The organism is Rhodobacteraceae bacterium IMCC1335 (assembly GCA_039640495.1).
In the GTDB taxonomy this organism is placed as follows: domain Bacteria; phylum Pseudomonadota; class Alphaproteobacteria; order Rhodobacterales; family Rhodobacteraceae; genus Thalassovivens.
Genome location: CP046864.1, coordinates 1,640,789 through 1,665,724 on the forward strand (window position 1 = coordinate 1,640,789; position 24,936 = coordinate 1,665,724).

18 protein-coding genes and 1 pseudogene are annotated in these 24,936 nt (G+C 50.6%); 10 read left to right on the top strand and 9 right to left on the bottom strand.

What is annotated here, in order from left to right; genetic code table 11:
* Together ligA and recG are read left to right on the top strand one after the other, a co-directional pair.
* A complete protein-coding gene (ligA, locus tag GN241_07840) occupies positions 1 to 2,115 on the top strand; it encodes an NAD-dependent DNA ligase LigA (GenBank protein XAT59218.1) in 2,115 nt (704 codons plus the stop codon).
* Positions 2,112 to 4,202 (top strand): ATP-dependent DNA helicase RecG, encoded by a 2,091-nt coding sequence (gene recG, locus GN241_07845; protein XAT57287.1) that lies wholly within the window; start codon positions 2,112 to 2,114, stop codon positions 4,200 to 4,202. The genes ligA and recG overlap by 4 nt, the downstream gene beginning before the upstream one ends.
* A gap of 444 nt (positions 4,203 to 4,646) precedes the next feature.
* Here recG and GN241_07850 read toward each other — a convergent pair whose 3' ends face one another.
* From GN241_07850 to GN241_07880, 7 genes are read right to left on the bottom strand one after another with little or no spacing between them, the layout of a single operon-like run.
* Positions 4,647 to 5,792: an iron-containing alcohol dehydrogenase gene (locus GN241_07850; GenBank protein ID XAT57288.1), complete on the bottom strand. Its 1,146-nt coding sequence runs from the start codon at positions 5,790 to 5,792 to the stop codon at positions 4,647 to 4,649.
* 4 nt (positions 5,793 to 5,796) lie between these two features.
* Positions 5,797 to 7,170, bottom strand: a complete 1,374-nt coding sequence (locus tag GN241_07855) for an aldehyde dehydrogenase family protein (protein ID XAT57289.1) — start codon at positions 7,168 to 7,170, stop codon at positions 5,797 to 5,799.
* 4 nt (positions 7,171 to 7,174) lie between these two features.
* Entirely contained in the window at positions 7,175 to 8,539 is a 1,365-nt protein-coding gene (locus GN241_07860) for a glutamine synthetase (protein ID XAT57290.1), read from the bottom strand.
* Positions 8,540 to 8,597: 58 nt separating this feature from the next.
* On the bottom strand, positions 8,598 to 9,629 hold the full coding sequence (locus GN241_07865) for a C4-dicarboxylate ABC transporter (protein ID XAT57291.1): 1,032 nt from the start codon (positions 9,627 to 9,629) through the stop codon (positions 8,598 to 8,600).
* A 45-nt stretch (positions 9,630 to 9,674) separates the two neighbouring features.
* Positions 9,675 to 11,003 (bottom strand): TRAP transporter large permease subunit, encoded by a 1,329-nt coding sequence (locus tag GN241_07870; protein XAT57292.1) that lies wholly within the window; start codon positions 11,001 to 11,003, stop codon positions 9,675 to 9,677.
* Positions 11,003 to 11,572: a TRAP transporter small permease subunit gene (locus GN241_07875; protein ID XAT57293.1), complete on the bottom strand. Its 570-nt coding sequence runs from the start codon at positions 11,570 to 11,572 to the stop codon at positions 11,003 to 11,005. Before GN241_07875 ends, GN241_07870 begins: the two co-directional genes overlap by 1 nt.
* Positions 11,560 to 12,339: an N-formylglutamate amidohydrolase gene (locus tag GN241_07880; protein XAT57294.1), complete on the bottom strand. Its 780-nt coding sequence runs from the start codon at positions 12,337 to 12,339 to the stop codon at positions 11,560 to 11,562. The genes GN241_07875 and GN241_07880 overlap by 13 nt, the downstream gene beginning before the upstream one ends.
* Before the next feature lie 120 nt (positions 12,340 to 12,459).
* Here GN241_07880 and GN241_07885 point away from each other — a divergent pair, with 120 nt between their 5' ends.
* The 8 genes from GN241_07885 to GN241_07920 all read left to right on the top strand — a co-directional run bounded on the left by GN241_07885 (position 12,460) and on the right by GN241_07920 (position 20,111).
* On the top strand, positions 12,460 to 13,332 hold the full coding sequence (locus tag GN241_07885; protein ID XAT57295.1) for an SIS domain-containing protein: 873 nt from the start codon (positions 12,460 to 12,462) through the stop codon (positions 13,330 to 13,332).
* Between the two features lie 300 nt (positions 13,333 to 13,632).
* On the top strand, positions 13,633 to 14,625 hold the full coding sequence (locus tag GN241_07890; GenBank protein ID XAT57296.1) for a BMP family ABC transporter substrate-binding protein: 993 nt from the start codon (positions 13,633 to 13,635) through the stop codon (positions 14,623 to 14,625).
* Between the two features lie 41 nt (positions 14,626 to 14,666).
* Positions 14,667 to 16,184 (top strand): ATP-binding cassette domain-containing protein, encoded by a 1,518-nt coding sequence (locus GN241_07895; protein XAT57297.1) that lies wholly within the window; start codon positions 14,667 to 14,669, stop codon positions 16,182 to 16,184.
* Positions 16,181 to 17,254 (top strand): ABC transporter permease, encoded by a 1,074-nt coding sequence (locus GN241_07900; GenBank protein XAT57298.1) that lies wholly within the window; start codon positions 16,181 to 16,183, stop codon positions 17,252 to 17,254. The genes GN241_07895 and GN241_07900 overlap by 4 nt, the downstream gene beginning before the upstream one ends.
* 2 nt (positions 17,255 to 17,256) lie before the next feature.
* Positions 17,257 to 18,198 carry an ABC transporter permease gene (locus tag GN241_07905; protein XAT57299.1) on the top strand — a complete coding sequence of 314 codons (942 nt, stop codon included), beginning with the start codon at positions 17,257 to 17,259 and terminating at the stop codon, positions 18,196 to 18,198.
* An 8-nt stretch (positions 18,199 to 18,206) separates the two neighbouring features.
* The gene (locus tag GN241_07910) at positions 18,207 to 19,493 is read left to right on the top strand and encodes an amidohydrolase family protein (protein XAT57300.1); all 1,287 of its coding nucleotides are present in this window, start codon (positions 18,207 to 18,209) and stop codon (positions 19,491 to 19,493) included.
* Between the two features lie 157 nt (positions 19,494 to 19,650).
* The gene (locus tag GN241_07915) at positions 19,651 to 19,845 is read left to right on the top strand and encodes a hypothetical protein (GenBank protein XAT57301.1); all 195 of its coding nucleotides are present in this window, start codon (positions 19,651 to 19,653) and stop codon (positions 19,843 to 19,845) included.
* Positions 19,846 to 19,871: 26 nt separating this feature from the next.
* Positions 19,872 to 20,111 carry a hypothetical protein gene (locus GN241_07920; GenBank protein XAT57302.1) on the top strand — a complete coding sequence of 80 codons (240 nt, stop codon included), beginning with the start codon at positions 19,872 to 19,874 and terminating at the stop codon, positions 20,109 to 20,111.
* A gap of 401 nt (positions 20,112 to 20,512) precedes the next feature.
* On the opposite strand, the gene putA is transcribed toward GN241_07920, so the two are convergent.
* Together putA and GN241_07930 are read right to left on the bottom strand one after the other, a co-directional pair.
* Positions 20,513 to 23,878, bottom strand: a complete 3,366-nt coding sequence (gene putA, locus GN241_07925; GenBank protein XAT57303.1) for a bifunctional proline dehydrogenase/L-glutamate gamma-semialdehyde dehydrogenase PutA — start codon at positions 23,876 to 23,878, stop codon at positions 20,513 to 20,515.
* Positions 23,866 to 24,936 (bottom strand): annotated as a pseudogene (locus tag GN241_07930) (ornithine cyclodeaminase). The gene putA and the pseudogene GN241_07930 overlap by 13 nt, the downstream one beginning before the upstream one ends.

Sequence of the window (24,936 nt, forward strand, 5' to 3'; positions counted from 1 at the left end):
ATCGATGTTGCAAAACTGACAAGGGCGGAAGCTGAAAATGAGCTTGCACGCTTGGCATCAGTTTTAAATCAAGCAAATATTGCCTATCATGCGCAAGATGATCCGCTTATCAGCGATGCAGATTTTGACCGCCTGAAACGTCGAAACGCTGAAATTGAGTCGCGTTTTGCCTCTTTGAAGCGCAGTGATAGCCCGTCGGATAAAATTGGCGCTGAAGCCGAGTCTGGGTTTTCAAAAGTTACGCATAGCCAACGCATGCTTTCGCTTGGAAATGCGTTTGATGCACAGGATGTTGATGAGTTTGATGAACGCATTCGGCGGTTTTTGGGCCTCAAGTCTGAGGCCGTTTTAACCTATACTGCAGAGCCGAAGATTGACGGGCTTTCATTGACGCTGAGATATGAAGCCGGGCGCCTTGTTCAAGCGGCCACGCGGGGTGATGGCAGTGTTGGAGAAAATGTCACTCAAAATGCGCGCATGATCTCGGATATTCCGCAGGTTTTAAAAGATGCCCCGCCCGTGCTAGAAGTGCGCGGAGAGGTTTACATGGCGCGCTCTGACTTTCAGCGTTTGAACGAAACCCAAGCCCAAGCCCAAGCCAAGCTGTTTTCCAACCCGCGCAATGCGGCGGCAGGGTCTTTGCGGCAGTTAGATGCAGACATTACGCGCAGCCGACCATTGAAATTTTTTGCCTATGCTTGGGGTGAACTCTCCAATCCGCTTGGAGCCTCGCAAAGCGAGGTTCTCAAAATCTTTTCTAAGCTGGGGTTTGCGATCAATCCCTTAACGCTCACCTGCCAATCTGTTGCGCAGTTGATTGCGCATTATCAACATATTTCAGCGCTGCGGGCTGATCTGGATTACGATATTGATGGGGTGGTTTATAAAATAGATGAACTGGCGCTTCAGCAACGATTGGGAGAGCGCTCGACCACCCCGCGCTGGGCGATTGCGCATAAATTTGCAGCCGAAACAGCCTGGACGGACCTGGAAGAGATTGATATTCAAGTGGGGCGGACCGGCGCCCTTAGCCCGGTGGCCCGTCTCGTGCCGGTAACGGTTGGGGGCGTTGTAGTGTCAAACGCAACGCTTCATAATGAAGATTATATCTTCGGTGTGGATTCCAATGGCGCCAAAATTCGAGCGGGACGCGATATACGCCCTGGTGATCGTGTGCAAGTGTATCGCGCGGGAGATGTTATTCCCAAAATTGCCGATGTTGATTTAACCCGTCGCGATCAAACTCGCGCCAAATATATATTTCCGCAAACTTGCCCGGAATGTGGCAGCCCTGCGATCCGAGCAGCCGGTGATGCGGTGCGGCGCTGCTCTGGAGGCTTGATTTGCCCTGCGCAAAGCATTGAACGGCTTAAACATTTTGTTTCGCGCAAAGCTTTCGATATTGACGGGCTCGGCTCAAAGCAAATTGAAATGTTCTTTAAAGATGAAAGTCTGCCGATCCGCGAGCCGGCCGATATTTTCACGCTTCAACAGCGCGATGAACTAAAAATCGCGCAATTGAAAAATCGCAATGGCTGGGGGCGTAAAAGCGCCGAAAATTTATTTCAAGCGATCCAGGAGCGTCGTAGCATTGGCTTTGCCCGGGTGCTTTTCGCCCTCGGTATTCGCCACGTTGGAGAGGTGGGCGCAAATTTATTGGCCGGCCATTATAAAAAATGGAGCAAACTGATCGAGACGCTTGATCAAGCCCAAAATTCCCAGAGCGAGGCATGGGCCGAGCTGTTATCGATTGATGGGGTCGGAGAGGTGATGGCGCAATCGCTTGTTTCAGCGTTTCAATCGCCTAGCGAACGGGCCGCGATTGACAGGCTATGCGCGTGGTTAGAGATTACAGATGCAGAGACCATCGCCGCGCAGGATCATGTTATTACGGGAAAGACGGTTGTGTTCACTGGCTCCCTCGAAAAAATGTCTCGTGCTGAGGCCAAAGCGCAAGCCGAACGGCTTGGTGCAAAGGTTGCAGGGTCGGTTTCGGCCAAAACAGATTTTTTAGTTGCAGGCGCTGCAGCGGGCTCAAAAGCCAAAAAAGCCGCAGATTTGGGCATAACCGTGCTTGATGAGGCAGAATGGTTGGCTATGCTTGCGCCATTATGAGCAGCCGTCCAGAACTTCTTTTTCCCCTGTTTGCCGACCTTTCAACCTTAACGGGGGTTGGCAGTAAAACGGCAAAAAGTTTTTCCGGTTTGCAGGTGTTTCGACCGCGCGATTTGATTTTTACCTTGCCGCAATCGCTGATCGATCGCTCTCTGGTGGCAACCGTTTATGGCCAACCAACGGGTAAAATCGTGACGGTTTCGGCTTTGGTTCTGGCGCATCGGCCCGGCGTCAGAAAGTCAGCCCCATATCGCGTTGATATGGAGGATTCGCGCGGCGTTTTTCAATTGATTTTTTTTCATGCCCGGGCAGATTACCTTGCTAAGGTTTTGCCTGTTGGTTCAACACGGCTGATCTCTGGCAAAGTGGAAAGTTTTGATCAGCTCATCCAAATTGCGCATCCTGATTATATTTTAGAGGTTGAAGAGAGCGCTTCTATTCCGGCTATTGAGCCGGTCTATCCACTGACGGCGGGGATTACTCAGAAAACCGTTGCAAAAGCGCTTGGCTCGGCCTTGGCCAAGCTTCCTGAACTGGAAGAATGGATTGATCCTGTGCAAAAAGCCCGCTCTGGGTGGCCGTCTTGGCGGCACGCCGTTCAAATGGCGCATCAGCCGCGCACTATCGCCGATTTGATGGCCGTTGCACCGGCGCGGCAGCGCTTGGCCTATGATGAATTTATGGCGCATCAGCTGACGTTGGGTTTGGCGCGTGCGCGTTTGAAAAAAGCGGCTGGAAGGCCTTCTATGGGCACAGGCCTGTTGCGCCGCGCGGTTTTGGCAAGCTTGCCCTATCAAGCAACAGTGGCGCAGCTCCGGTCAATCGATGAAATTGCAGCTGATATGGGCGCGGCGTCACGCATGAATCGGTTGCTGCAGGGCGATGTGGGATCAGGAAAAACACTGGTTGCTTTTATGGCTTTGCTGATTGCGGTGGAATCCAAGGGGCAGGGTGTTTTAATGGCTCCGACCGAAATATTGGCGCGTCAGCATCTTGAAGGCTTGCAGCCGCTTGCAAAGGCGGCAGGCGTTTCCTTAACGCTTTTGACGGGCCGTGACAAAGGCAAAGACCGCGTTGCAAAATTACAAGCTTTGCAAACTGGTCAAACCGATATTCTTATTGGGACCCATGCGGTGTTTCAAACCGACGTGGCGTTTGGCGATTTGCGGTTGGTAGTGGTTGATGAGCAACATAGGTTTGGCGTGCGCCAGCGTTTGGAACTGGGCCGTAAAGGGGATAGGCCAGACGTTCTAGTGATGACGGCCACGCCAATTCCACGGTCTTTGGCATTGGCGCAATATGGCGATATGGACGTTTCGGTTTTGGATGAAAAACCTGCTGGTCGGCAGCCAATAACAACCGCAATGGTCTCGACCGAGCGCATCCAAGAAGTGCTTGATCATTTGCGCGCGGCGATCAAAACTGGACAGCAAGCCTATTGGGTGTGCCCGCTGGTGGAAGAAAGCGAAGTTCTGGATTATAAATCTGCTAGCGATCGATTTGCGTCGCTGCGCGCTGCTTTAGGTGAGGGCTTGGTCGAGCTTGTACATGGGCAAATGCCTGCCCCCGAGAAGGATGCAGCAATGGCGCGCTTCCAAAGCGGTGATGCAAAAGTTCTTGTGGCAACAACCGTGATTGAGGTGGGGGTTAATGTTCCAAAGGCAAGCATAATGGTTATCGAACGCGCCGAGGCGTTTGGACTGGCGCAGCTTCATCAACTTCGCGGACGCGTTGGCCGGGGCACGCAGAAATCAACCTGCCTTTTGCTTTATCAAGCGCCGCTATCTGGAGGCGGCAAAAAACGTTTGGAAATTTTAAGGCAAACGGATGATGGGTTCTTGATCGCCGAAACAGATTTGCAAATGCGCGGGGCGGGAGATTTAATCGGCACGGTGCAATCTGGTCTGCCACAGTTTCGTATCGCAGATCTCGAGGCTATGACGGATTTAATGCACACCGCCCAAAGCGATGCGCGCACGTTGCTAAGCCTTGACCCAAAACTCACATCAAAGCGCGGACAGGCCGCAAGAGGTCTGCTTTGGTTGATGGAACAAGATAAAGCAATTCATTTATTGTCAGTAGGTTAGTCGTAATATACGCATTTTGTTCTCAAATGTTCCCAAAATATCTTTACATCTGCCCAAAAAAATGAGAACAAATCATAAACACGAGTCGGGATGATAAAATGCATGAAATAAAAACAATTCTGAAACAGTCTGGTGAACATGTGATCAAAGACATGTTTGGTGCGGTGTCTTTGATGTTTATACTGGTCGTGGCCTTGCATCTTCCGGGCTGGTCGTGACCCTGGCTGAAAATTCGAATTCATTGTTATATAGCGAAAAAAGAGCTCAGACCAACAAGCCGAGCACGTCTTTATCAGAGAAATAGCTTCTTCAAGAGGGGGATGACGTAAATCCCAGCACGTCTATTTTAGGGTAAAATTAATCCGATCCTTCAGACAATGTTGCTATATGATTAGCTAGCTGTATTTTACACCTAAATTTTGAGACCTTAGCTGATGGGTATTCTTAACAACATTCGAGTAATAGCTCCCGGGTATTCTCCGGCGTCATTTCCACGGGGTTTCCGCCCGTGCTGGGATCACTTAGAGCCCCCGCAACAACGCGATCAATATCAATATCTGCAATACCAAGCCCGATCAGCGTTTTTGGGATATGCAACGAAGCGTTAAGATCATCCACAAATGCGCAAAATCCATCATAACCGCCTTGAATGTTAAGATAGTTTGCGGCGGCGGATAATTTTTTCTCAATAGCGGTTTTGTTAAATTGCAAAACAGCCGGCATACATACTGCGTTCGTTGTGCCATGATGCGTATGATACATGGCCCCGATCGGATGCGATAAGGCGTGAATGGCGCCCAGACCTTTTTGAAAGGCTGTCGCCCCCATCGCCGCGGCCGACATCATATGCGCCCGAGCTTCAAGGTCGCTGCCATCAGCATAAGCGCGGGGCAAAAAAGTTTTTACAAGCCGCATGCCTTCCAGTGCTATGCCCTGCGACATCGGGTGGTAATGGGGCGAACAAAACGCTTCTACGCAATGCGCAAACGCATCCAAGCCGGTGCCCGCTGTGATGAATTTTGGCATCCCAACGGTAAGTTCGGGATCACAAATCACCACGCTTGGTAACAACTTTGGGTGAAATATGATTTTCTTTTCTTCGGTTATGGAATTGGTAATCACCGAGGCGCGGCCCACTTCTGATCCTGTTCCGGCCGTGGTTGGCACAGCCACAATTGGCGCAATTGCATCGGCATCTGCGCGTGTCCACCAATCTCCGATATCTTCGAAATGCCACAAAGGGCGTGTTTGACCGGCCAGAAACGCCACCAGCTTTCCCAGATCAAGTCCGGAGCCTCCTCCAAAAGCCACAACTCCATCATGTTCGCCTTCCTTAAAAGCGGCAACGCCTGCGGCGGCATTTTTCTCATTCGGGTTTGGATCCACATCGGCAAAAAGAGCCCGGCCAAGGCCAGCTGCCTCAAGCAGGTCTAAAGTATGGGTTGTGATCTCCATCGGGGCCAAGCCGCGATCCGTGATCAAAAGTGGTTTTTTTATTCCGGCTGCTGCGCAGGCTTCGGCGATTTCAGAAATGCGGCCCGCACCAAAGCGAATGGCGGTTGGATAAGACCAGTTTGCAACGATGCTCATGATTCTAGACCTTCTTGAAGTGATATGATTTAGGACGCGTTAGATTGTGAAATCCGATAACGGATAACCCTCCACCACGGCCAGTATCTTTGCAACCGGTCCAGCACAGGGCAGGGTCAAGATAATCGGCGCGGTTTAAAAAAACGGTTCCCGTTTCGATTTGATCGGCGATGGTTTCGGCGCGAGCTCTGTTTTGGGTCCATAAAGAGGCCGTTAATCCAAAATTGCTATCATTCATAAGCGCTATCGCCTCTGCATCGTTTTTAACGGGCATGATCCCGACCACAGGGCCAAAGCTTTCTTCGCGCATGATGCGCATATCATGGCTGACATTGGTAAGAATTTGAGGCATCAGATAGGCCCCATTATCCTCAGGGAAAGCTTCGGGTTTGATATGGGCCGTCGCTCCTGCCGCGATGGCCTCTTTGGTTTGGGCGCGGACCAGATCGGCAAAGCGGGTTTGAGCCATCGGACCGAGCGTTGTTTCTGGATCAAGCGGGTGTCCCAGCTTATAGCCATTTACGGTGGCAACGGCTTTTCCAACAAAGCTCTCAAACAAAGCTTCCTGCACATAAATACGTTCAATGCCGCAGCAGCATTGGCCGGAATTGAACATCGCACCATCGATCAGCGTGTCTACGGCAGCGTCAAGGTGAGCGTCTTCCATCACATAGCCAGGATCCTTTCCGCCAAGCTCTAAGCCAAGACCGGTAAATGTGCCGCTGGCGGCGCTTTCCATCGCTTTGCCACCTGCAACCGAGCCGGTGAAGTTGACAAATCCAAAGGCGCGCTCTGAAATTAACGCTGATGTTGTCTCATGATCTAAAAAAAGGTTTTGAAATACGTCTTTTGGTACGCCGGCACCGTGAAAGGCTTGCGCAAGACGTTCGCCCACCAAAGGCGTTTGCGAAGCGTGCTTTAAGATCACCGTATTTCCGGCAATAAGCGCCGGTGCAATGGTGTTGATTGCGGTCATGTAGGGGTAATTCCACGGCGCAACCACCAGAACCACGCCATGCGGCACCCGCTTGATAACGCGGCGAAACGCATCACTGTCTTCGATTTCTATATCCGCCAATGCGTTTTGGGCAATCTGCGCCATATAGGATGCGCGCTCGTCAAACCCGCCAAACTCACCGCCATAGCGGATAGGGCGCCCCATTTGCCAAGCCAGTTCTGGAACGATCTCGTCATTCATCGCGCCAATTGCCGCCACACCTGCTTTGACCAGTGAAATCCGCTCGCTTAAAGAACGTTTTGCCCATTCCCCTTGCGCAACTTTTGCGGCACGAGCGGCAGTTTTCGCATCGGCATAGGCAAGCGTTTGACGCGTGGCATAAATCGATCCGTCAATCGGCGAAATACATTGAATGGTCATTTTCTTAGGCCCTTTCAAAACCACGCGCGATTTCCCAATCGGTGACAACGCGGTCAAATTCTTCTTGTTCCCATTCGGCGGCGCGGGTGTAGTGATCGACAACCGCATCTCCCAAACACTTTCGCAGGAATGTTGAATTGCGCAATGTTTCGGTTGCGGCGCGCAAGGTTTGCGGAATATCCGCCGCCTCTGTCGCTGCATAGACATCACCGGTTGTGGCTGGGGGCAGGGGCAATTCATCCTCGATCCCCTTCAGACCAGCGGCCAACATCACAGCTTGCGCCAGGTAAGGGTTTAAATCTGAGCCACCGATCCGACATTCAACGCGGATGCCTTTTGTGCCTTCGCCGCATAAACGAAATCCAGCTGTACGATTGTCAACCGACCAGACGGTTTTTGTGGGCGCGAAAGTGCCTTTGGCAAAGCGCTTATAGCTATTGATATAAGGCGCAAGAAAATAGGTGTAATCGGGCGCGTATTTGATCAAACCTGCCATATAATGGCTCATCAGTTTTGACATGCCATACGGGCCTTCGCCGTCATAAAAGGCGGGTGCGCCGTCTTTCCACAGGGATTGATGAACATGGCTGGATGAGCCAACCCGATCCTTGTGCCATTTGGGCAAAAAGGTTGCCGCGCGGCCATTTTGCCAAGCAATTTCTTTGATCGCATGTTTCGCGATGGAATGATAATCGGCGCAATCCAAGGCCGGTGAATAGCGGATATTCAGCTCTTCTTGCCCTGCCTCTGCTTCTCCTTTTGAATTTTCAACCGGCAAGCCGGCCTTATAGAGGTGGTTACGGATTGGGCGCATAACACCCTCTTCCTTCGTGGTCTGTAAAATATGGTAGTCTTCATTATAGCCACTGATAGGCTCTAGGTTTTGAAAGCCGTCTTTGCGTATGTCATCAAAGCTTTTTTCGAACAGGAAAAATTCAAGCTCGGTTGCCATTTTAGCGTCTAACCCCATCGCATTGAAGCGCGCGATCTGCCTTTTCAGCATGGCGCGGGGCGCATGCGCTACCTCCTGATGCGTGTGGTGATCCAAAATATCGCACAGCACAAGCGCGGTTCCCTCTAGCCAGGGAAGCAGGCGGATGGTCGAGAGGTCTGGCTTCATTACGTAATCGCCATAACCGGTTTCCCAGCTTGTTGATGCATAACCATCCGGGGTGGCCATTTCGAGATCCGTGGCCAATAGGTAATTGCAACAATGCGTTTCTTCAAAAGAGGTTTCCACAAAATTTGCGGCGTGAAAGCGCTTTCCCATCAAACGCCCTTGCATATCAACGAAACAGGCCAGAACGGTATCTATTGTGCCGTCTGAGACTTGGGTTTTTAAGGTTTCAAAGGTAAATTGTCCGGGCATAGATATGTCTTTCGTTGAGGGTAAGGGGGCAGCCCATTGCTGCCCCCTTTGTGATCGATTAGCCGTAGCGGTAGGGACGACCCGCTTTCACCATATCGGCATTATATTTCTTAAAGATATCAACAACGCGACGTTTGGTTTCGCTTTCTGCCGCAATTTCTTCCCAAAACTCTTGGGCGGCCGTTTCAACCGTTGCCCATTCCTCATCTGGGATTGTGGTCAGCTGGAGTTTTGTTCCATTGACGCGCAGGTTGGCTTCACCGCCCCAATACCACCATTGGCGGTAATAATGCGATTGGTCGCAACACACGCGGAACAGCGTCTGCAGGTCTTCGGGCAATTCATTCCAGCGCTCCATATTGGCAAAGAAGGATCCCGCCCAAGCGCCTGAAATATTATTGGTCAGGAAGTAATTGGTTACATCAGCCCATCCCACGGTGTAATCTTCCGTGATGCCAGACCATGCGATCCCATCCAGTTCGCCGGTTTGCACAGCCACTTCAATATCTTCCCAAGGCAGGTTCACAGGAACAACGCCAAACTGGCTGAGGAAACGCCCCGCAGTTGGAAAGGTAAAGATCCGCTTACCTTTCATGTCATCCAAGCTGCGGATGGGATCTTTGGTGGCAAAGTGGCAGGGATCCCAAGAGCCTGCAGAAATATGCTTTACGCCAACGGCAGAATATTCCTCATCCCAAATTTCGTTTAAGCCATATTGGTTAAACAGCACCGGCACATCGAGCGAATAGCGCGATCCGAATGGAAAATAGCCCCCAAACACGGTTACTTCGGTGGGCGAGGCCATCGAATCATCATCGGATTGAACAGCATCAATGGTGCCGCGCTGCATGGCTTGGAACAATTCACCCGTGGGCACCAGCTGATCGGCGAAGAACAATTCGATTTGCATCCGGTCGCCAGCAATTTTGTTGAACATATCAATGGCGGGTACGATTACTTCCGCTGCGAGAGACGCACCGGCATAGGTTTGCATCCGCCATTTAATGGTGCTTTGGGCCAGCGCCGGAGTGGCAAGGGCCGCAGGTGCAGCGATCGCTGCACCTTGAATAAACTTACGTCTGGTAGTCATGTCAGTCTCCTTGGTTGGGTTGCGACCACGTTTTATGCGGTTCTGTTAAGGTTGGTTATAAACATAATCAGGAAGCCAAGTAGCGATGCTTGGGAAAATCATGATCAATATTAGCGCACAGACCATAATCAAAACAAAGGGCGTAATAGAGGCATAGATGTCTTTTAAAGAAATTTCTGGCGGCGCCATCGCGCGCATAAGAAAAAGGTTATAGCCGAAAGGCGGCGTCATATAAGCAATCTGAGTGGTGATAGTGTAGAGAATGCCATACCAGATCAAATCAAAGCCCAAAGCGCCCACCAAAGGAACATATAGCGGTGCAACGATCACCAGCATCGCCGTATCATCCAAAAAAGTGCCCATCAAAATAAAACTAAGTTGCATCAGGATCAGGATCATCAGCGGACTTAAATTTAGGCGCTCGGTGAACACGCTTTCGATTGCTTTAACGGCGCCAAGCCCGTCAAATACCGCCCCAAAGGCCAGCGCCGCCAAAATAATCCACATGAACATGCAGGTGATCCCAAGCGTGTTTCTAACAGAGTTTTCGAACACTTCTCTGGTCATACGGCCTTTTAGGATTGCGGCAAGGAAGGCTGCCATCGCCCCTATTGCGGAACTTTCCACAAGTGATGTCCAGCCATTCACAAATGGCACCATCATGGCGGCAAAGATGGTCACCGGCAGCAATCCAGCCCGCAAAAGCCGCATCTTTTCGGCTTTTGGAATATCGCGCTCGCTGGCATCCAGAACGGGGCCAAGTATAGGGTTTATGCGGCACCGCACAGTAATATAGAGGATGAATAAGGCCGCCATCATCAATCCGGGTATGACACCGGCCAACCAGAGCTGTCCAACCGGTTGACGCGCGATCATCGCATAGAGCACCAGAACCACCGAGGGCGGCACCAAAATGCCAAGGCTAGATCCGGCTTGGATCACGCCGGTGACCATGCGTTTGTCATAGCCTCGTTTCAAAAGTTCGGGCAGGGCAATCGTTGCGCCAATCGCCATACCGGCAACGCTAAGCCCATTCATCGCTGAAATCAGCACCATTAACCCGATGGTTCCGATCGCCAAGCCGCCGCGAAGGCCGCCCATCCAAACGTGGAACATCTTGTAAAGATCATCCGCAATTTTACTTTCTGACAGCACATAACCCATAAAAATAAACATGGGCAGCGTCAGCAATGGGTACCATTTCATCAATTTCATCGCGGCAGAAAAGCCTATGTCAAAACCGCCTTTATCCCCCCAAAGCAGCAATGCAGCCGCCACTGCAACAAACCCGATTGCGCCAAACACCCGTTGCCCTGTGAGCAGCATCAGCATCATGGTGGAAAACATCAGCGTGGCGATCATTTCATATGGCATCAGATCGCTTCGCCCTTAACGCGCAAAATATCTTTAAACAATTCTGACAGGCATTGCAGCAGCATCAAAAACATGCCCACGATCATCAAAGCTTTAACGGGCCACATGTAAGGGCGCCAAGCCGTTGATGAGCGCTCCATCCGGCCAATTTCTTCCGCACCGGTGATCAATCCTGCAAAAAATGAGAACGGCTCGGTGCCCCAATATCCCAATGAATAGGCCGTAGAACTTATTGCGCCGTAAAGCAGAACCCCAAGATAGAAGATCAAAAACAAAACAGTCAGCAAATCAAACCAAGCTTTTTTGCGCAAAGACCACGTGCCGTAAAATAAATCCATGCGCACGTCCGATTCCATTTGTAGGGAATAAGGCCCCCCTAAAATATAATAGGCCACCATGGTAAATTGGGCCATTTCTAACGTCCATAAAGAGGGGAGGAAAAATGTTTTGCTGATCGAAGACCATAATAAAATGCCCATCAGAACAAAAATACCGTACATCACAATACGCCCAATCCGCAAATTGACCCGGTCAATCGACGAGATATAAAGCTGCATCAGGCGCGACATTGTACATCTCCGACCACGCCTAAGCGGATGCAGGCTTGATCAATCCATTTTGCAATCATTTTTGCCATGGCGTTTTGTTGATCGTCTGTTGCGATTAAATCATTGCGGATTTCTAGCATAACGTTGAGATGGCCGTGCGCAATCGCGTGTTCTTGCAGGGTATGTGTTACGCCGTCCTCAGGCCCATAGGGGGCGTTACGCTTTATATTCTGGTCGCGTTTTTCGTTAGAAATATCCAGCATTGCATCCGCTAGCCGGGTATCTGCATCGTGCAGAACGCCTATTTGCAAGGATCTTGGCTTACCAAAAAAAATAGGTGTAAAGCTATGAACCGTTACCAAAATGGGATCAGGTCGCCGCATCATGGCTTGATGCAGTTGCTCGCGAAAAGGCTCATAAAACAGCTTGACCCGCTGTGATTTTTCGGAAGCTGTGAGATCTTTATTTCCAGGTATATCGATTAACTCGCTGCGCGTTGGCATTGCGCTTGTCGCGTTTGGAGGTCGGTTACAGTCATATAACAAACGCGACGCTTGGCTGGCCACCAAAACTGCGTTCAATAGGTGAGAAAGCTTTTGTGCAACACCTAAAGCTCCTGGATCCCAGGCCGCATGGCTGCTCTGGTCTTCCGATGTCAGACCCAAAGCGTTGTAGTCATCAGGGATGTAAGAAGAGGCGTGCTCGCAGGCCAGCACAATGGAGGACCCGCCAGATGGGTTTATCGTGGCAACATAGTCACTGAAATATTCAAACGGCGTGCTGGTCATGATTCCTCTTTCAGGTACAAGGCTCTTGCCAAAACATGCTTCTGTCAACACAATAGTGATAATTAATTACCCAGTGCTAAGAATATGTTATTTATTTATCAAAACTGAAGGGGCGTGCCTATGATGGAAGCCAGTTTAACAATTTCGGATCGCATTCAGAATAAGCTTGATGATTTAACGCGCGCAGAGCGGCAATTGGCACTTTCAATTCTTGAGAATTACCCCGCATCGGGTTTGGGGCCTCTCAGTGCCTTGGCCAAAGATGCGAAAGTATCCGTTCCAACCGTTGCCCGTATGGTGCAAAAACTTGGCTTTCAAGGCTATTCAGAGTTTCAAACAGAGCTGCGCAAAGAGCTTCGGGCGAAGGTAAAAAGCCCCATTGCAAAACATGATGCTTGGTCAGAGGGCGCGCCTTCAGAACATCTGTTGAATAGGTTTACCGAGTCGGTGATCGATAATATCCGCCATACGCTGGGGCAAATTGATTCCGGTGCGTTTGATGACGCCTGCCGTATCGCGGCCAACACAAACCACCATCTTTATATTGTGGGGGGGCGGATTTCGCATATTTTGGCGGAATATCTGTTTTTACATATGCAGCTTATCCGACCCAAAATTACGCATATTCAATCGACGTCGAATACCTGGCCTCATTACTTGCTTGATGTCAAAGCGGGCGATGTTTTCATTATTTTCGATATGCGGCGATATGAAAATAATACGCTGAAACTGGCAGAAATGGCCTATGAAAGAGACGCGAAAATCATCTTATTCACCGATCAATGGCGCTCGCCTATTCATCGGATGGCGGAGCAAAGCTTTGGCAGCCGCATCGTCGTGCCCTCGGCGTGGGATTCTGCGATTACGCCGTTGCTTTTGCTTGAAACGATGATTTCTACCGTTCAAGCGATCACTTGGGGCGATACAAAAGATAGGATGGAAGCGCTTGAAGAGATGTTTGACCAGACGAAGCTTTTCCGAAAATTTACGTGATGATCTGGCAAGGTAAAATACGACCTCAATCGTAAGCTTATATTAGGAAACCGATTTTGTGCCCGGATCAGCACAGCGCATGCAGAGAGGTTGAAACCTTTTAAACCTTCTGGCGCAATGAAGGCTACGAAATAATTTTTCGTAATTTACATAGTTTGAGTTTCAGAAGGTTTTTTAGGGGATAAAAAATCGCTTAAAAAATTGACGGTTTTTCACATTTTAAGGCTGTTTGAGAATCTATTTATTGACCAAATGATCAAATAACGTGATGGTTGCGTAGTACCTCAGAAGGAGAAATTTATGAATATTTCACAAAAAATGGGGCGGCGGTTGTTTACCACTGCAGCGCTCGCCGTGGGATTGCTGGCAAGCGCCGGGACTGTTGCCGCGGAAAAAGTTAAGGTGGCCGCGATTTATACTTTGCCCGTCGAACAGCAATGGATAAGTCGCATTCATAAGGCTTTAAACACTGCCGCCGAAAGCGGAACCATCGAATATACGTTTTCAGAAAACGTGGCCAATACGGATTATGAGCGGGTGATGCGCGAATATGCCGAACAAGGACATGATTTGATTGTTGGCGAGGTGTTTGGCCTTGAGCGGGCCGCGCGCAAAGTGGCGAAAGATTATTCGGAAACCGCGTTTTTAATGGGCTCGTCTTTCGGCCCCGTGGCACCGAACTTCTCGGTGTTTGACAATTGGATACATGAACCCTCTTATTTGACGGGTATGGTCGCCGGTTCAATGACCAAATCAAATATGATTGGCATGGTGGGTGGCTATGCTATTCCTGAGGTGAACCGCTTGATGCATGCCTTCATGGATGGCGCACGCGCAGTGAACCCTGATGTGAAGTTCCTCGTGAACTTTATTGACAGCTGGTACGATCCGCCCAAAGCCAAAGAAAGCGCCTTTGCGATGATGGATGCGGGTGCTGATATTATGTATGCAGAGCGCTTTGGCGTTGCGGATGCGGCCGTAGAGCGGGGGGTAAAAGCGATTGGGAATGTGATTGACACGTCCGGCGATTATCCTGGAACGATTTTGGCATCGGCGATTTGGCATATGGAAGCAACCATAGACAAAGCCATCGCCAAGGTGGCCTCAGATGATTTTGAGGCGGCTGATTATGGTCAGTATAGTTTCATGGCCTTTGGCGGGGGATCTATGGTTCTGGATGAGGGACTGGTGCCGGCTGACGTTGCTGCCGCAGTGAAAGCCACCGAAAAAGACATTCTCGACGGCCTGTTTCGTGTGAATGTGAACGATGCGCGACCTGCGTCTGACGGATAAAAGAGCAGGCCGGCCCGTAGAGAGGGCCGGCCTTTTTTAAAATGTATTCTGATAAAATATTAGCCTTAAAAGGCCTGTCCAAAACCTTTGGAACCATCGCTGCCAATTGCGATGTTGATCTTGATCTGCACCGCGGAGAGATATTGGCGTTGCTGGGTGAAAATGGGGCAGGAAAAACCACTTTGATGAATATGTTGTTCGGGCATTACATGCCGGATGCGGGGCAAATCGAAGTGGCTGATGCCAATCAACGGTTTTTACCGCTGACGCTTGGGCATCCTCAGGCAGCGATTGCCGCGGGGATTGGTATGGTGCATCAACATTTCACATTGGCCGAAAATTTGGATGCGGTTGATAATATTATGTTGGGCGCTGAACCTATGACCTTATTGCCCAGAAAGCGCGCCGCCGCCGAAAAGAAGATCCGCACGATTATGGCTCAAAGCGGTCTGACGGCTCCTATAAATGTTGCAGTGGGTAAATTGACGGTTGGCGAACGTCAGCGTGTTGAAATTTTAAAAGCCCTTTATCGCGATGTAAAAATACTCGTTTTGGATGAGCCGACCGCGGTTTTAACGCCGCAAGAGGCGGATGCGCTGTTTGAAAATATTCGGGCCATGGCGCAGGATGGGCTATCGGTTATTTTTATTTCGCATAAATTGCGCGAGGTTTTGGCATTTTCGCATCGCATAACCGTTTTACGCCATGGCAAAAATGCAGGAGAAATTCAAACTGATCAGGCGGATGAGCAGAAAATTGCGCGAATGATGGTGGGGTCAGAAACGCTGTCCCACACTCGCGAACTGCAAGAAAATGGGCCTGCTTTACTGCGGTTTAAAAGGGTTTCAGTGCAAGGGCGCGCGCGCCGCGACAGTTTGAAAAATGTTGATCTGACCGTTTTCTCTGGTGAGATCCTAGGGATCGCGGGCGTCTCGGGCAATGGCCAGACAGCCTTGGCTGGCGTGATCTCTGGCATGCTCTCAATCGAGAGCGGAGAGGTCTTGATAGAAGAGCAACCACTGTTGGACATCACCCCCGCCGCGATGATTTCGCGCGGCGTTGGGCGCATTCCAGAAGATCGCCATCGAGATGGAATTGTGGGATCGATGAGTGTTGCTGAGAATATGGTTATAGAGCAGTTGGACGACCCAACTTTACAACGAAATGGATTGCTGAGGCGCGATGCGATCCGCGATTATGCCGAGACGCTATTGTCAGAATATGACGTGCGAGGGCCAGGGGCGCAGGCTTCGGCACGCTTGTTGTCAGGCGGCAATATCCAAAAATTGATTTTGGCGCGGGTGTTTGATCGCAGCCCCAAGCTTATTCTTGCTAATCAACCCACTCGCGGATTGGATATGGGGGCAGCCTCTGAGGTGGCGCGGCGGCTTCTTGAGGCCCGCGGGCGCGGCGCCGGCATTGTTTTGATTTCCGAAGATTTAGACGAAATTCTGAAGCTGGCTGATCGCATTTTGGTGGTTCATGATGGCGCGTTTTCCATTGCAAAAACGCGTGACCGTGCGCAATTGGGTTTGATGATGGCAGGGCAGGCGGCATGATCAGAATTGAAGCTAGAGAATCCGCTTCATCTTTTATGAAATTGGGCATTCCCGTTTTATCTGCCTGCGTGGCGTTGCTCTTGGCGGCAATTCCGTTGATGTTTGCAGGCGCCCCTGTTGGGGCCTCATACGCGCAGATGTTTATGGGCGTTTTTGGTTCAAAATTTGCGTTTTCCGAAATGCTCACGCGGGCCACGCCATTGATATTTACGGGGCTTGCTGCCGCCTTGGCCTTTCGGGCCAAACTGTGGAATATTGGCGCGGAAGGCCAGCTTTATTTGGGCGCTTTGGCCGCAGCAGCGATTGGCACTGGGGTGCTGGATATTTCAGGGCTGCTGTTGATCCCAGTGATTATTATATGCGGCTGTGCAGCAGGTGCCTTTGGCATGGCGGTGCCCGCAGCGCTGAAAATTCGCTTTGGGGCAGATGAGGTGGTCACCACATTGCTGTTGAATTTTATTATCTTAATTTTTCTTCAATATATGTTGGAGGGGCCGCTAAAAGATCCGATGGGTCTTGGTTGGCCGCAGACAGCGCCTATCTTGGATCAAGGCATGTTGCCGCCTTTGATGGAGCGTATGCGCATTCATTACGGGTTTGTTATCGCCCTGATCTGCGCGGCCGTGGCGCAATTTATGCTGTTGCGGTCGGTTTGGGGGTTCAAACTGCGCGCGGTTGGTGAAAATAGAAATGCCGCCGGACATGCGGGCATACCGGTCAATCGAAGCTTGTTGACGGCGGCCGCTATTTCGGGGGCGTTGGCAGGCTTGGCGGGTGTGAGCGAAGTAGCCGGCCTTAAAGGTTATCTGACCGCAGATCTTTCCCCAGGTTTTGGCTATACTGGCATTGTCGTCGCGATGCTTGCGGGGTTGTCTCCCGGCGGGGTGGTCGTGTCGGCGCTTTTTATCGCTTCGGTTTTTGTGGGGGCCGATAGCATGAGCCGCGCTATGGGCGTGTCGTCTTATCTTGCCGATTTGGTTGTGGCAACGGCCTTACTCTGTGTTTTGGTTGGTGGCTTTGTCGCGCGTTATAAATTTGTGCGGGTGCGCCGACAATTGGAACGGCTTTGATCATGGATATTCTTCAAATTTTGCTCAGCGAAAGCTTTTGGTCTGCCTCGATCAGGATCGCAACACCGCTTATCTTTGGCGTTCTGGGCGCCTTAATTTGCGAAAAATCCGGTGTTTTGAATCTTGGAATCGAAGGCATTTTCGTGGCTGGTGCAATGGTGGGTTGGATGGCGGTTTGGTTGGGCGCTGGCTTATGGGGCGGGGTGCTTGCCGCAGCCCTTGCAGGAGCGTTTTTTGGATTGCTGCATGGTATTTTAACGGTCCCGCTGGGCCTAAGCCAACACGTGTCGGGCTTGGGAATCACGCTTTTTGCCACCTCTGTCAGCTATTTTTCTTACCGCACGGCGCTTCCTACCGTGTCGTCGCCGCCGCGCATAACGCCGTTTCGACCGTTGGATATTCCGATTTTGTCAGATTTGCCTTTTATCGGCCCGATTTTGTTTCAGCAAACGGCGCTTACCTTCTTGGCGCTTTTTTGCGTTGCCGTGGTTTGGTATATTTTTAACAAAACCGCGCTGGGTGTTGCTTTAAAGGCGGTTGGTGACAATCCGAACTCAGTGGATGCGCAAGGATTAAGCGTTTATACGCTGCGCATCGGCGCCGTGATGGCCGGATCGGCTTTGATGGCGCTTGGCGGCGCGTTTTTAACGATGTCTGCCTTTGATGCCTTCTTTTTTGGCATGGTAAATGGCCGTGGCTGGATTTGCATCGCATTGGTTATTTTCGCCAGTTGGCGGCCTGGAAAGGCGCTTTTGGGGGCGATTTTATTTGGAGCTTTTGATGCTTTGCAGGTACGCCTACAAACCGAGGTTGGCGGGTCTGTGCCCAGCCAAGTTTTTCTGGCGGCTCCATACGTCTTATCGATCATTGCCCTTGTGATCGCGGCAAGAAGCGCGGATTATCCACGGGCCTTGTTAACCCCTTGGTTTAAAGGCCAACGATAGGAGCTGCTATGTTTGATTTATTGGTAAAGAATGCGGTTCTGCCCGATGGGCGCAGCGGCTTGGATATTGGGTGCAAAGGCGATCGCATTGTGGCGTTAGAGCGCGATATTTCAGCCGAGGCTCGGCAGGTGATTGAGGCCGAAGGCTGCTTGCTTGCGCCGCCGTTTGTCGATCCGCATTTTCATATGGACGCCACGCTTTCTTTAGGCACGCCTCGGATGAATATGTCGGGCACATTGCTTGAAGGTATTGAACTTTGGGGAGAGCTGAAGGCGGTGCAAAGCATCGATGATATCATTGAGCGCGCGCTGCGCTATTGTGATTTGGCGGTTTCAATGGGCATTGGCGCAATCCGCTCGCATGTGGATACTTGCGATCCAAAGCTAACCGGTGTGCAGGCTCTTTTAGAGGTGCGCAACCAGGTAAAAGATTATCTGGATTTGCAGCTGGTTGCCTTCCCACAAGATGGCGTGCTGCGCGATCCTGCGGCGCTTGAACTCACCATTCGAGCTTTGGATATGGGGGTGGATATTGTCGGTGGTATCCCTCATTTTGAACGGACGATGGCCGATGGCGCAGAATCGGTGCGGGTCTTATGCGAGCTTGCCGCAAAGCGCGGTTTGAGGGTGGATATGCATTGCGATGAAAGCGATGACCCGATGAGCCGACATATTGAAACTTTGGCCTTTGAAACGCAGCGCCTCGGACTGCAAGGGCGGGTTGCCGGGTCGCATCTGACATCAATGCATTCTATGGATAACTACTATGTGTCCAAGCTTATCCCACTTATTGTTGAGGCTGGCATTGGCGTTATTCCTAATCCTTTGATCAATATCATGCTGCAGGGGCGGCATGACAGTTACCCGAAGCGACGCGGCCAAACGCGGGTACGCGAGCTGCGCGATGCGGGGGTGACGGTTGGCTTTGGTTCGGATTGCGTGATGGACCCTTGGTATTCTTTGGGCCGGGCAGATATGCTGGATGTGGCGTTTGTGGGGTTGCATGCGGGTCAATTATCAAGCCGTGAGGATATGGCCTGGTGCTTCACCGCAATCACTGAAAACTCAGCGCAAATCATGGGGCTTGAGGACTATGGTATCGCAAAAGGCTGCTTCGCTGATTTCAACTTGTTGCAAGCGAAAGACAGCATTGAGGCGATTAGATTGCGAGCACATCGGTTGCAGGTTGTTCGGCGGGGAAAAATTATCGCGCGCAATGCTCCGCTAAGCAGCGAAATGGATTTGCCCGGTCGCCCCACAACCATTGATCCGTCAAGCTTTGCCCCCAAATCTTGATCCAAAGGGCGACGTATTCAGAGGTTTAAAATTATAACCCTTTCTCTGCCCTATACTTGAAAAGCGGTTAACGCGTTGCAAAGCGGCTATTCTTGTTTTGTGGCTTTGAAAAAGCGTATGGTTAAGCCTTGGTGGTTTGGCAATCGAAGGGTATGAGATGAAACAAATTATTTATATGCTTTTTCTTTACGTTTTCAGCTTTACTCAAGCGGTTGCGCTCAGCTGCGTTAGGCCTGATGTTGTCGAAAGTTATCTAAACAGTGTTTATAGCGAAAATAGCGTGGTTATCTTAAAAGGAACTATATCCTTCAAACAACCGGTTTGGAAAAACAGCAGACATTTGAAACCTTGACGACGCAAGGGCAGTTTGATGGTTTTATGCTTCATCATCGTGGATTTGAAATTCCGTATTCAGAACCGATCACTTTGATTTTTGAGTGTTTTGCGGAATGGTGTGGCAGTCTTGCGGCTGAGGAAAAAATTATTGCTTTTGCCGCAGTGGAAGATTTTGAACTTAGATTGCGCGTTCAACCCTGCAATTTAACTGTTTTCCCGGTAGAGTGCGATGAAAATGCGCAACGCTTGCTTGGGTGCCACCTTCAAGGGCAATGTCATTGAAACGCGTTGCGCGGCCTCATCGACAAACACTGTCATAATTCTTGATCTACGGCCCCGTTTGAGCGGGGTCCTCTGGTTTTTAAATGCTATTAAAAAACCCTCATTGGCGGCGTATTTTTTGAAATATCTCAGTGCGTTGGCGGGTGTGTTTGGTATGTCGCGCTAAATATCCTTTTCCGGATTGCAGTACAAAAACAGATAGCAGGCCAAAAAAAGCTCCCTAAAGTCTAGGCTTTATTAGACCGCATGGTCAGAGCGGACTGATAGGCCGCAAGTTTCAAACCGGGCTAAAGCTTTGGAGACGGGCGTTTAGGAGGATGCGTGTGCCTCGTACTCTGCCGCTGGCATCCTAGTTCTTTTTCAGCCTTTTACCATGAAATGCAAGATTTACCGGTGTGGCACTAGCTTGCCAATAAAGCTGTATTTCCTCCTGCAGCTGTAGTGTCAATGCAAACCGAACGCTCTTTCATCAGCCAGATCTCAAAGGTTTCATCCATCAAAATGGGTACGATTGCTCCGTCTCTGGTGATTAAAGCTTTGCGGATATGATGCCCATCTGGGCCCGAATAGACCACCGCATCTAATTGTGGCACTGCGCTTAGATCCTGTGAACTTATATCCGCTGCAATCGCGCAGCAGCCCAAGGCCAAGGCGCGCTTGGCCAGCTGCTCGGCGCCTGGTCCCAAACAAAGCACCCGCTGCCGAGGTGTAAGGTGGTATTGATTTAATTCGCCGGTGGGCCCCGGCAGGTTTATGGGCTTTGACCCTGAAAAAGCGGTTTGCTCTTGGTGTTGAAAGGTGCGCGCAAGTTGTGCTGCGTTCATTTTAGGTGGTTTGGTTGGAATCGATTTCAAAAGCGTTTGTTTTGCAAATCGCGGCACATAACGGGGGCCACCCGCTTTGGGGCCAGTGCCGCTTAATCCGTGCCCCCCAAAAGGTTGAGAGCCGACAACCGCGCCGATCTGATTGCGGTTGATATAAAGATTTCCAACATCGATCTGAGAGATGACGCGTTGCACGCGTTCATCAATGCGGCTGTGAAATCCGAAGGTAAGCCCAAAACCACAGCCGTTAATATCGCGTATCACACGGTCTAAATCCTTTATGTCAAAGCTTGCAAAATGCAAAACTGGGCCGAATATCTCTTCTGGAAGATCTTGAATTCCGGTAACAGATAAAACGGTTGGCGCGACAAAACATCCAGTTTCAGGGGCGATTGTGGCGAACAAAACGTGGCGCTCTTGAATATATCGGGTGATCTTTTCTTGAGAGGCTTGATCTATAACCGGGCCAATATCACAGGCGGCCTCTGCCGGGTCCCCAATGCAAAGCGCGCGCATTGCTCCGAACAACATATCTTGAAAATCCTCGGCTATATCCTGTTGCACGTAAAGCATGCGCAAGGCAGAGCAGCGCTGGCCAGCCGATTGAAACGCGCTGATGATCACATCCCTTACAGCTTGTTCAAGCAGCGCCGTACTGTCGACGATCATTGCATTTAAACCACCGGTTTCCGCAATTAGTGGAATATGGGGGGGCAGGTGCTGCGCCATAAGGCGATTGATTGTTTGAGCGGTTTTGGTTGAGCCGGTGAAACAAACACCTGTTATTTTATCCGAACTGCATAAGCGGGCACCCAAGCTTGGGCCATCGCCCGCGATTAGGTGGAACGCCGCAGCTGGAACGCCAGCCTCATACATCAATTGAGTGGCCAAATATGCAATCATACTGGTGTTTTCTGCGGGTTTCGCCAATACTGCATTACCGGCTGCCAACGCTGCTGCAATCTGCCCGGTGAAAATTGCCAATGGAAAATTCCATGGGCTGATGCAGCTGAAAACGCCGGCCTCTGCATCGGAAAGCGCCTCTGCCTGGCACGCATAATAGCGCAGAAAGTCAACTGCCTCGCGCAATTCTCCAATGCAGTCGGGCAGGGTTTTGCCCGCTTCCTGCGTTAAAAGAGCAAAAAACTCTTCTGCATGTTTTTCGAACAGTTCAGCGATCCCGCGCAAAACATTGGCGCGTTCGTTTGATGTTGCCCCCCAAGGCTGCGCAGCATCTATTTTTTCTTGAGCTTGCTCTGGCGATAAAAATCGCACTTGCCCAAGGCTTTTGCCGGTGGCCGGATTATACACCTGCTGGATAGCGCCTTCTTGGCCGAAGGACCATCTTCTTGGCATGGTTCTGGCGGTTTGTAATCTTTCCAGAATGTCTGGGTTGGCCAGATCATAACCGGCTGAGTTTTGTCTCTCTGGGGCAAAGAGATCTTTGGGGTGTTTCAGGGCAGGGCCGGGCATGCCTAATTTATCAAACGGATCCGCCGCCACCAATCTGGATGCAACAGTGGCATCAAAAATTTGATTTACGAAAGACGAATTCGCCCCGTTTTCAAGCAATCTACGTACCAGATAGGCCAGAAGATCACGGTGTTGCCCGACAGGTGCATAGACCCGACAGGGCGTACCAAATGCCTTTGAAACTTGATGATGCAAGGCTTCTCCCATGCCATGCAAGCGTTGAAATTCAAAATCTGTCATCTGCTTTTTCTGAGCCAGATGCAAAATCGCAGCGATCGTATGCGCATTATGCGTGGCAAATTGTGGATAGATCCGGTCTGACATAGCGAGCAGTTTAGCGGCGCAACAAATATAACTTATATCAGTGTGATGCTTGGCGCTGTAAACGGGAAATCCGGGAAGCCCCTCTGCTTGCGCCAGCTTTATCTCGCTATCCCAATAGGCGCCTTTGACAAGCCGTATCATGATGCGTCGATTGAGATGCTTGGAGAGTTCATAGAGCCAATCAATAACAAAGGCGGCGCGCTTTCCATAGGCTTGCACCACCACGCCAAACCCATCCCAACCGGCCAAACTTGGATTTGATAAAACGCGTTCAATCACGTCTAAGGATAGATCCAGCCTAGCGGCCTCTTCTGCATCGATATTCATGCCAATATTTGCCGATTTTGCCAAGACGGCTAAAGATAGCAGGCGCGGGGCCAATTCGGATAAAACTTGCTGGCGGTGAAGCGGGTCATAATTGGGGTGAAGGGCGGATAACTTGATGGAAATACCGGGGTTTAAACGTGGGTCTGAGCTGGTTGCGGCTTTGGCGATTTGCGCAATCGCATCCGCATAGGCCATATGATAGGCTTTCGCATCCTGCTCATGCATCGCAGCCTCGCCCAACATATCATAACTGTGATAAAACGTGCTGGCGCTGGCTTTGCGGGCGCGTTTGAGCGCGTCTTGGATCGTTTCTCCAAGTACAAATTGTTGCCCCATTTCGCGCATAAGATGGGCCACTGCCTGCCGGATGACAGGTTCGCCTAAGCGCTTTATCGCCCCGCGTAACAAGCCTACGATACCCTGTTCCGGGACCATCAAAACTTTTCCTGTGAAAAACAAAGCCCAAGATGAAGCATTGATGAGTTTTGACGGGCTTTTCCCCAAATGTTTGCGCCATTGTGAGGGCGCAATTTTATCTTCGATTAACGCGTCGATGGTTGTGCCATCAGGCACGCGAAGAAGTGCCTCTGCCAAGCACATCAAGGCCACCCCCTCTTCAGATGATAGGCCATATTCCATCAAAAATAATTCCATGACCGACGGATGGGCGCTTTTTCGTAATTGGGTGACCATCTCCGTCGCATGCCTTGCGATTTTGGTGCGATCGGTTTGGCAGGACGCAAGCGGCAGCAGATCTTTTAACGCCTCTTCATCCCTGATGAAACTTGCCGCGCGGATTTTGGCTCTTAGGTTTTGCATCGTCCATCCTCTTGAGAGCGTTGAAGCATTCCGTAAAGGTCACGCGGATCATCTGGGTCGGCCAAAAGATCTAAGTTTTGGTAATACTCAGTTTTTTGGATTTGATCGTAAACATAACGCAGGGCTGAGAAATCTTCAGTGGCAAAGCCAACGCTGTCGAATAACGTGATTTGATCAACCGATCAGCGGCCCGCTGCATCGCCTCGGATAACTTGCCAAAGTTCAGTGGCCGGGTGATCCTGTGTAAGCGTTTGAATTTCGCCTTCTATTCGGGTTTGTGGCAAATACTCGACAAAAACATCAGAGCGTAGAAGGATATCGCGATGTAGTTCTGTTTTGCCGGGGCAATCACCGCCTATCGCGTTAATATGTATTCCGGCTCCAACCATATTATCGGTCAAAACCGTTGCGTTTTGTTTGTCTGCGGTACAAGTGGTGATAATATCAGCACCAGTTACGGCCTGCTCGGGGCTCGCAGAAATCACGATATTAAATCCCAATTTATCAAGGTGCTGCGCGGTTTTTTGTGTGGCAAGCGGATCAATGTCAAAGAGGCGTATTCTGGTTATGCCAAGCATTTCATGAAAAGCGATTGCTTGAAATTCGCATTGCGCCCCAGCGCCAATCATTGCCATTATGCGGGCAGATTTGGGGGCCAAATAGCGCGCGGCAAGCGCGCTTGTTGCAGCCGTGCGCAAGGCGGTCAGTAGTGTCATTTCTGACATCAACACAGGATAGCCGTTAGACAAATTTGCCAACACGCCGAACGCCGTTACGGTTTGCAGGCCTCGAGCCATATTGGCCGGATGACCATTAACATATTTAAATCCATATTGCTGCCCATCCGATGTCGGCATAAGCTCAATAACGCCATCCCGCGCATACGCCGCCACGCGTGGTGTTTTGTCAAATAATGGCCAACGATTGAAATCCTCTTCTATGTAAGCAGCAAGGCCAATGATCATTTCATTGACGCCGACTTCATGGATCAGACGCATCATATTATGCACCGACACAAAAGGCACCATGGCCCGCGGGGAGGGGCAAGAAACGTTCAT

What these genes read in the sequence shown, in the direction of transcription:
- GN241_07855 (XAT57289.1), bottom strand. Translation starts at nt 7,170, where the DNA reads ATGACCATTCAATGTATTTCGCCGATTGACGGATCGATTTATGCCACG.
- GN241_07850 (XAT57288.1), bottom strand. Translation starts at nt 5,792, where the DNA reads ATGAGCATCGTTGCAAACTGGTCTTATCCAACCGCCATTCGCTTTGGT.
- GN241_07895 (XAT57297.1), top strand. Translation starts at nt 14,667, where the DNA reads ATGTATTCTGATAAAATATTAGCCTTAAAAGGCCTGTCCAAAACCTTT.
- putA (XAT57303.1), bottom strand. Translation starts at nt 23,878, where the DNA reads ATGCAAAACCTAAGAGCCAAAATCCGCGCGGCAAGTTTCATCAGGGAT.
- GN241_07915 (XAT57301.1), top strand. Translation starts at nt 19,651, where the DNA reads ATGAAACAAATTATTTATATGCTTTTTCTTTACGTTTTCAGCTTTACT.
- GN241_07905 (XAT57299.1), top strand. Translation starts at nt 17,257, where the DNA reads ATGGATATTCTTCAAATTTTGCTCAGCGAAAGCTTTTGGTCTGCCTCG.
- recG (XAT57287.1), top strand. Translation starts at nt 2,112, where the DNA reads ATGAGCAGCCGTCCAGAACTTCTTTTTCCCCTGTTTGCCGACCTTTCA.
- GN241_07900 (XAT57298.1), top strand. Translation starts at nt 16,181, where the DNA reads ATGATCAGAATTGAAGCTAGAGAATCCGCTTCATCTTTTATGAAATTG.
- GN241_07920 (XAT57302.1), top strand. Translation starts at nt 19,872, where the DNA reads ATGCTTCATCATCGTGGATTTGAAATTCCGTATTCAGAACCGATCACT.
- GN241_07880 (XAT57294.1), bottom strand. Translation starts at nt 12,339, where the DNA reads ATGACCAGCACGCCGTTTGAATATTTCAGTGACTATGTTGCCACGATA.
- GN241_07870 (XAT57292.1), bottom strand. Translation starts at nt 11,003, where the DNA reads ATGCCATATGAAATGATCGCCACGCTGATGTTTTCCACCATGATGCTG.
- GN241_07885 (XAT57295.1), top strand. Translation starts at nt 12,460, where the DNA reads ATGATGGAAGCCAGTTTAACAATTTCGGATCGCATTCAGAATAAGCTT.
- GN241_07860 (XAT57290.1), bottom strand. Translation starts at nt 8,539, where the DNA reads ATGCCCGGACAATTTACCTTTGAAACCTTAAAAACCCAAGTCTCAGAC.
- GN241_07890 (XAT57296.1), top strand. Translation starts at nt 13,633, where the DNA reads ATGAATATTTCACAAAAAATGGGGCGGCGGTTGTTTACCACTGCAGCG.
- GN241_07865 (XAT57291.1), bottom strand. Translation starts at nt 9,629, where the DNA reads ATGACTACCAGACGTAAGTTTATTCAAGGTGCAGCGATCGCTGCACCT.
- GN241_07910 (XAT57300.1), top strand. Translation starts at nt 18,207, where the DNA reads ATGTTTGATTTATTGGTAAAGAATGCGGTTCTGCCCGATGGGCGCAGC.
- GN241_07875 (XAT57293.1), bottom strand. Translation starts at nt 11,572, where the DNA reads ATGTCGCGCCTGATGCAGCTTTATATCTCGTCGATTGACCGGGTCAAT.